Consider the following 6,235-nt stretch of genomic DNA (forward strand, 5'->3'; position numbering starts at 1 on the left):
CTATTCGCCGGCCGAAAGCGTCCGGTAGCCTGCGGTTCCCGCTTTGAACCTTCGGCGGACTTCCAGCGTGCCCGCTCCAGCCAGGGCTACGGCCAGCGCTAAAGCAACGAGTGGCCCTGCCCCGCCGGCCGGCCCGAGGGTGGCTGCCATGATCTGGCGCGCCATGATGGCCATCTCGTCAAAGTCGCCCAGGTAAACGCGCGTGCCGAAGACGTAATTGACCGAAATGAACAGTGCCGGAACCACCCACAAAAGGGCCAGGTCCACAATCCATACCAGGATCCGCGTGGTGGGCCGGACGCCGCACCATGCGAGTGCCGTGCCCACCAGGACCGCCGGCAGCCAGTGCGCCAATGTTGGTACGACTGCAGGAACACTGCCGACCTCGCTGAGGTTCACGAACCACTCGACGGACCACGACGCAAAGGGAACCGCCATAAGTCCCACGCCAAGCGCCACACGCCCCGGGGAACGCGATGCGAGGAGGAAAAGTGCCACCAGGCTGGCTGCGACGGCGGCAACCACCCCGGCCAGCAGGCCCGCGGAGTAAAGGTCCGAGGCCGGCCCCGGCGCGAGGCCGGCGCGAACGACACTGAAAGCCTGGATGGTGGCTGCACCCTGCACTGCGAGGACACCCGCCGCAGCGCTCCACGTGGCCGCCCGCCGTCGAACCGGCCGGCACAGCCGCAAACTAAAGCCGGCAGCGGCGCCGCCTACGGTCATGAGGGCAACCAGTGTGGTGAGCTCGTACTGGCTCAGGGGGAGCAGCGAAACCGGCATCTGTGCCGGCAGAACTTCCTTTGCCCACAGATTTTGCAACGGCAGCTGCGCTCCGGTTACCAGCCAGGGAGCCAGGCCCAGCAATCCCGCAAGAACCCCAATTAGCCCCAGGGTCCACGGGCTCATAAGCCGCTCGTCCCGGTTGGCCAGGCGTACGGACGGGGCTGCGGACGCGGCGGACTGGGGCTGCTCTGGCATGGGCTGGCTCACTTGGGCTCCTCTGCCCGGGGTGGCCGGGCGCGACGGCAGCGCTGGTGATGGCTGCAGGGGGACAGCGCAATACTACACCGATTAGAATTAATGGATCTCGAGCCCTGAAGCTGTCTTGCCGGTTGAAACAGTCTTGCCCGCCGAAACAGAGGATGCTGTATCCGGTAACGGGGGTGCTTTGTGCTGTGCGACCAGCGCGAGGGAAGCCGATACCGAATGGTCGGGTTTCTCCGGGGGCCGGGTGTAGGCCCGAAGCACCAACAGGGATTTCGCGGCGAGTTCCACCGTTCCCCCGGCATGGAGGAGGCCGGTATCCGCGTGCTCTCCGGCAGTATCGATCAGCTGTTCCCAGCTGGGGGAGTACTCGGCGCTGGGCAGGGTAAACACCACTGGCTCGTCCCCTGAATTGCAGTACACCAGGAAGTTGTGGTCGTTGATGATCCGGCCCCGGTGGTCTTTCCCGATGGCGGCTCCGTTGTAGAACACCCCAAGGGCGCGGGCCAGGGGGTTGTCCCAGTCCTCCGGCACCATGGCCGAGGCGTCCTTGTCGAGCCACACGATATCCGGCAGCGGCTGCCCGATGCCGCGTCGCACTGGCCTGCCTTCGAAGAACCTGTTGCGGCGGAAAGTGGGATGCTCCCGGCGCAATTCGCTGACGGCGGCGAGGAATTCGGTGAGGGGCTGGTCGGCTGCCTCCCAGTCAATCCAGGACAGAGGCGAGTCCTGGCAGTAAGCGTTGTTGTTTCCCAACTGGGTGCGCCCCAGTTCGTCGCCGTGCAGGACCATGGGGACGCCCTGCGAAAGGAGGAGTGTGGCGAGCAGGTTGCGCTGCTGGCGGGCCCGCAATGCAAGGATGCCACGGTCTGAAGTAGGACCCTCCACGCCGCAGTTCCACGAGCGGTTGTGGGATTCGCCGTCGTTGTTGTTTTCGCCGTTGGCCTCGTTGTGCTTGGCGTTGTAGGAGACCAGGTCGCGCAGGGTGAAGCCGTCGTGGGCGGTGACGAAGTTGACGGACGCCACGGGCCGCCGGCCGGAGCTTTCGTACAGGTCGGCCGAACCAGCAAGGCGGGACGCAAATTCGCCCAGCGTGGCCGGGGCGCCACGCCAGAAGTCGCGGACGGCATCGCGGTATTTCCCGTTCCATTCCGTCCACAGCGGCGGAAAGTTCCCCACCTGGTATCCGCCCGGCCCCACATCCCAGGGCTCAGCGATGAGCTTCACCTGGGAGACCACCGGATCCTGCTGGACAAGGTCGAAGAAACTGGACAGCCGGTCCACCTCGTAAAACTCCCGTGCCAAGGCGGAGGCGAGGTCAAAGCGGAACCCGTCCACATGCATCTCAAGCACCCAGTACCGGAGCGAATCCATGAGCAGTTGCAGGGCATGCGGGTGGCGGACGTTGATGGTGTTGCCGGTGCCGGTGTAGTCCAGGTAGTGCTGCTTGTCATGGTCCACCAGCCGGTAGTACGCCTGGTTGTCGATGCCCTTGAAGGACAGCGTGGGTCCCAGATGGTTCCCTTCCGCTGTGTGGTTATAGACGACGTCGAGAATCACTTCGATGCCTGCGGCATGAAGGGACCGGACCATCGCCTTGAATTCCTGAACCTGCTGCCCCGGTTTGGTGCTGGAGCTGTAGCTCTCGTGCGGCGCGAAGAATCCGATGGTGTTGTAGCCCCAGTAGTTGCTCAGCCCTTTCTCTTTCAGGGTGCTGTCCTGGACAAACTGGTGCACCGGCATCAGCTCAATGGCCGTGACGCCCAGCTTTTTCAGGTGTTCGATCACCGCGGGGTGCGCGATGCCGGCATAGGTTCCCCGTTCGCGGGCGGGCACCTCCGGGTGGGTCATGGTCAGGCCCTTCACGTGGGCCTCGTAGATCAGGCTGTCGCTGTAGGGGATCCGCGGCGGGCGGTCGTGCTGCCAGTCGAAAAAGGGGCTGATCACCACGGAGCGCATGGTGTTCGGTGCAGAGTCCTCAGTGTTGAAGGATGCCGGATCGCCGAAGTTGTAGGAGAACATCGGCTGGCCCCAGGTGATCTCGCCGCTGAAGGCTTTGGCATAAGGGTCCAGCAGCAGCTTGTTGGGATTGAAGCGTTGGCCGGCGGCGGGATCGTAAGCGCCCTCCATCCGGTACGCATACAGTTGGCCCGGCAAAACGTGGGGCAGGTAGCAGTGCCAGACGAAGGCGTCCACGGCTTCCAGCCGGATGCGTTGTTCGGTGCCGTCCTCGTCGAACAGGCACAGGTGCACCGCGCTCGCTGCCTCGCTGAACACGGCAAAGTTCGTGCCGCTTCCGTCGTACGTGGCACCCAGCGGATAGGGGCTCCCCGTCCAGACTTCCATGTCCGCCTCCATCCCGAAGAAGAAACACCATCGAACCACAATGGTTCCCATTCTTACCGGAGGGTAGGACAAGGGCGCTTACTGAGGGTAGGACAAGGGCGCTTACTGAGGGTAGGACAACGGCGGCTTGCTGGAGGTAGGACAAGGGTGCGACGGCGGCGCAAAGGCCGATGCCGCCGTCGTGAGCCTGCTGTGCCAGCCCCTGATGAGTCGACTCTGCTAGCCCCTGATGATGGGGATGGTGCGGTGTGCATTCCCTGGTTCTGTCGGCCCCTTGCTGCACACTGTCCCCATGACCTTTGCGAATGTCGGAAGCCTTGGAACCAAACCCGGCCAGCGGGACGCCGTAGTGTCCATCCTCCTCCGGCCCATGCCGGGGTTGAAGGAGGCCGGATGCCTGCTGTACGAGGTAGGCGTGAACGACGAGGCGCCGGACACGGTGTTCGTGTGTGAACTGTGGGAATCGCCGGAAGCACACCGGGCGTCGCTGCAGCTGGACAGCGTCCGGGCGGCCATCGCCGAGGCGATGCCCCTGCTCTCCGGTGAGATGGGCGGCAACCAGTTCACGGTGCTGGGGTCCCCGCTGCGCTGACGGGGGCTTCTGCGTGCGTTGAGTCCTGTTGTCCCTGTGCATCACCCTTGTGCATCACCCCTGTGCCTCCTGCCTGCCAACGGCTAGGCTGACCGGCGTCGACTGGACAGCCTTCCGGCTCACCAGCGATGGAACACCGGCTCATGCCGACTGCACACTGACAAACGGGGTAAGGGAGACACATGAAACCGCTGCCTGCACTTGAGCTTGTTACCCGCCTGGAGGATGCCGACTGGCTGGATCCGCTGGCTAAGAAGGTCCGGAAGATCGTCAAGCGCACTATCCGTCCGCAGTGGGCGCGTGACATCCTGCACGGAGTGCCCATCGGACACCCGGTTCATCCGCTGGCTGTTCAGGTCCCGCTGGGAGCATGGATTTCGGCGGCAGTCCTGGACGCCCTCCCTGGCAATGACAAGGCGGCCAGTGTACTTATCGGCGTGGGAAGCGCGTCTGCCGTGCCCTCCGCGCTGGCCGGTTTTATGGACTGGTCGCAGCTGCACAGCCAGCAGCAGCGGGTGGGGCTGGTCCACGCAACCGCCAACATTACTGCTGTCAGCCTCTACACCGCGTCGCTGGTGGCGCGTGTCCAGGGCCGCCAGGGTGCGGGCAAAGTGCTCGCCTACCTGGGCTTGGGGGTAGTCAGCTTTGGCGGCTTCCTGGGCGGCCACCTCAGCTATCGCCAGGCCGCCGGCGTAAACCACACCGAGGATGTTCCGCACCGTTTCCCGAGCGGGTGGCAGCCACTCGCGCCGCTGGAAGACCTGCCGGACGGGAAGCTCCACCAGCGGACAGTTGCTGGGCTCCCGCTGCTTGTGTTCCGGGAAGCGGAAACTGTCAACGTGCTGTCCGACGTCTGCAGCCACCTCTCCGGACCACTGCATGAGGGAAAGCTCAAAGGCGGCCGCGTGGCGGACAACTCAGCTGGGGCTGGCGGATCTGCGGGTACCGGCGGATCTGCCGGTAGTGGCGAACCCTGCGTCGTGTGCCCGTGGCACGGCAGCACGTTCTCGCTGCGGACGGGCGAGGTGCAGGCCGGGCCAGCCACGTCCCGGCAGCCGCGGTTTGAAACCCGGGTCACCGGCGGGCTCGTGGAAGTGAACCTTCCCGGCGCTGACTGAATGAATGTGCCGACTGAATGAATGTGCTGACCGAATGTTCCGGCGGAGCTGAGGTTTTCGGACGGCTTCGGATGCCGAGCGATTCAGCTGGCACGCGGCTTCAGGAGTTGACCATGTCCCACTCCCGCTTCCGCTGCCACTCATTGAGCGGGTCTTTGGGCAGTTCTGGCGCGTGGGCGTAGAAGTCGTCCCAGATGGGATCGTCGGGCGAGAAGTCGTAGGGATCCTCGAGGTTGTCATCGACTGGCTCGGCAAAGGGCGGGTTAAAGTCCGGGAAGTCCATGGATCCAGTTGATTGTGTTGCGGGTGGATCTTGCGCAGGCGTCAGGAACCCGGTCGTGTCGGTTGCACGGGTCAGGAGTCCCCGTGGACCGGCAGGGCGACCGGGCTTTTCCGTTGCACGGTTCGGGGGCCCGGCTGTGTCGGTTGCAGGGGTCAGGAGTCCTGGTGGCCAGTGGGGTGGTTCGTGGTCGGGTTGTTCGGCTTTGTAGTGGCGGCCGGTGGGTGAGGTCCAGCCGGGCGGTTCGGTTGCGGTGGCTGGTGTGGGTGTCCAGCCGGTGTTGTGTTTGAGGTGGTGGTGCTTTGGGCAGAGTTGGGCCAGGTTGCTGATCCCCGTGTTGCCGCCATCCTTCCATGCTTGAAGGTGGTCCGCCTCGTTGTCCAGGGAGGGGTTGTTGCAGCCGGGGAAGGTGCATTTTCCGTCCCTGAGCTGCAGTGCTTTTTTCATGGGTTTGGTGAGCCTGTAGCTGGTACGGCCGATTTCCAGCGGTGCCCCGTCCCGGGGGTCGACCAGGACCCGGTAGAACGAGCTGGCACCGTTGGCGACGAGTTCGCGGGCCATGGAGGCGGGGATCGGACCGTAGCCGTCCAGGGTTGCCGGTTCATCCGTGATGTCGAATAGGGCGAGTACCGGCACGGTGACCAGGACGTCCGCCTTGGGTACCGGGACGTTGCCGAGGTCCGCGTACCCGTTGCCGGCGGTAGCTGGGTGCTCTGGGGTGCCGGAGGCCTCGCGGTCGGCGGTAGCGGCGGTAATCGAGTCATTGACGTCAGCCGCGGCCAGCGAAGCCAGCCCGATCATGTCCTGGTCGCCGCCTTCGGTGGTCACCGCGCTGCCTTCACCCGTGTCGCCTTGTCCTGGGTTGCCTTCACCCGGGTTGCCTTGACCTGTGCTGGTTCCGTTGGTGCTGGTTCC

Annotated in this window: 5 protein-coding genes; 2 read left to right on the forward strand and 3 right to left on the reverse strand. The window is 64.7% G+C overall.

The features are described 5' to 3' along the window. Positions 1-990: a hypothetical protein gene (locus tag ARTSIC4J27_RS01540; RefSeq protein WP_200900731.1), complete on the reverse strand. Its 990-nt coding sequence runs from the start codon at positions 988-990 to the stop codon at positions 1-3. A gap of 87 nt (positions 991-1,077) precedes the next feature. Beyond that, on the reverse strand, positions 1,078-3,330 hold the full coding sequence (gene glgX, locus ARTSIC4J27_RS01545; protein WP_050053444.1) for a glycogen debranching protein GlgX: 2,253 nt from the start codon (positions 3,328-3,330) through the stop codon (positions 1,078-1,080). A gap of 292 nt (positions 3,331-3,622) precedes the next feature. Here glgX and ARTSIC4J27_RS01550 point away from each other — a divergent pair, with 292 nt between their 5' ends. Next, positions 3,623-3,922, forward strand: coding sequence for a putative quinol monooxygenase (locus ARTSIC4J27_RS01550; RefSeq protein WP_050053445.1), 300 nt, complete (start codon positions 3,623-3,625; stop codon positions 3,920-3,922). 182 nt (positions 3,923-4,104) lie between these two features. After that, on the forward strand, positions 4,105-5,040 hold the full coding sequence (locus ARTSIC4J27_RS01555) for a Rieske 2Fe-2S domain-containing protein (protein WP_050053446.1): 936 nt from the start codon (positions 4,105-4,107) through the stop codon (positions 5,038-5,040). 100 nt (positions 5,041-5,140) lie between these two features. Here the strand turns inward: ARTSIC4J27_RS01555 and ARTSIC4J27_RS22420 are convergent. Further along, on the reverse strand, positions 5,141-6,235 hold a 1,095-nt coding region (locus ARTSIC4J27_RS22420; protein ID WP_152683741.1), incomplete at its 5' end, for an HNH endonuclease signature motif containing protein.

The organism is Pseudarthrobacter siccitolerans (assembly GCF_001046895.1).
GTDB classification, from domain to species: domain Bacteria; phylum Actinomycetota; class Actinomycetes; order Actinomycetales; family Micrococcaceae; genus Arthrobacter; species Arthrobacter siccitolerans.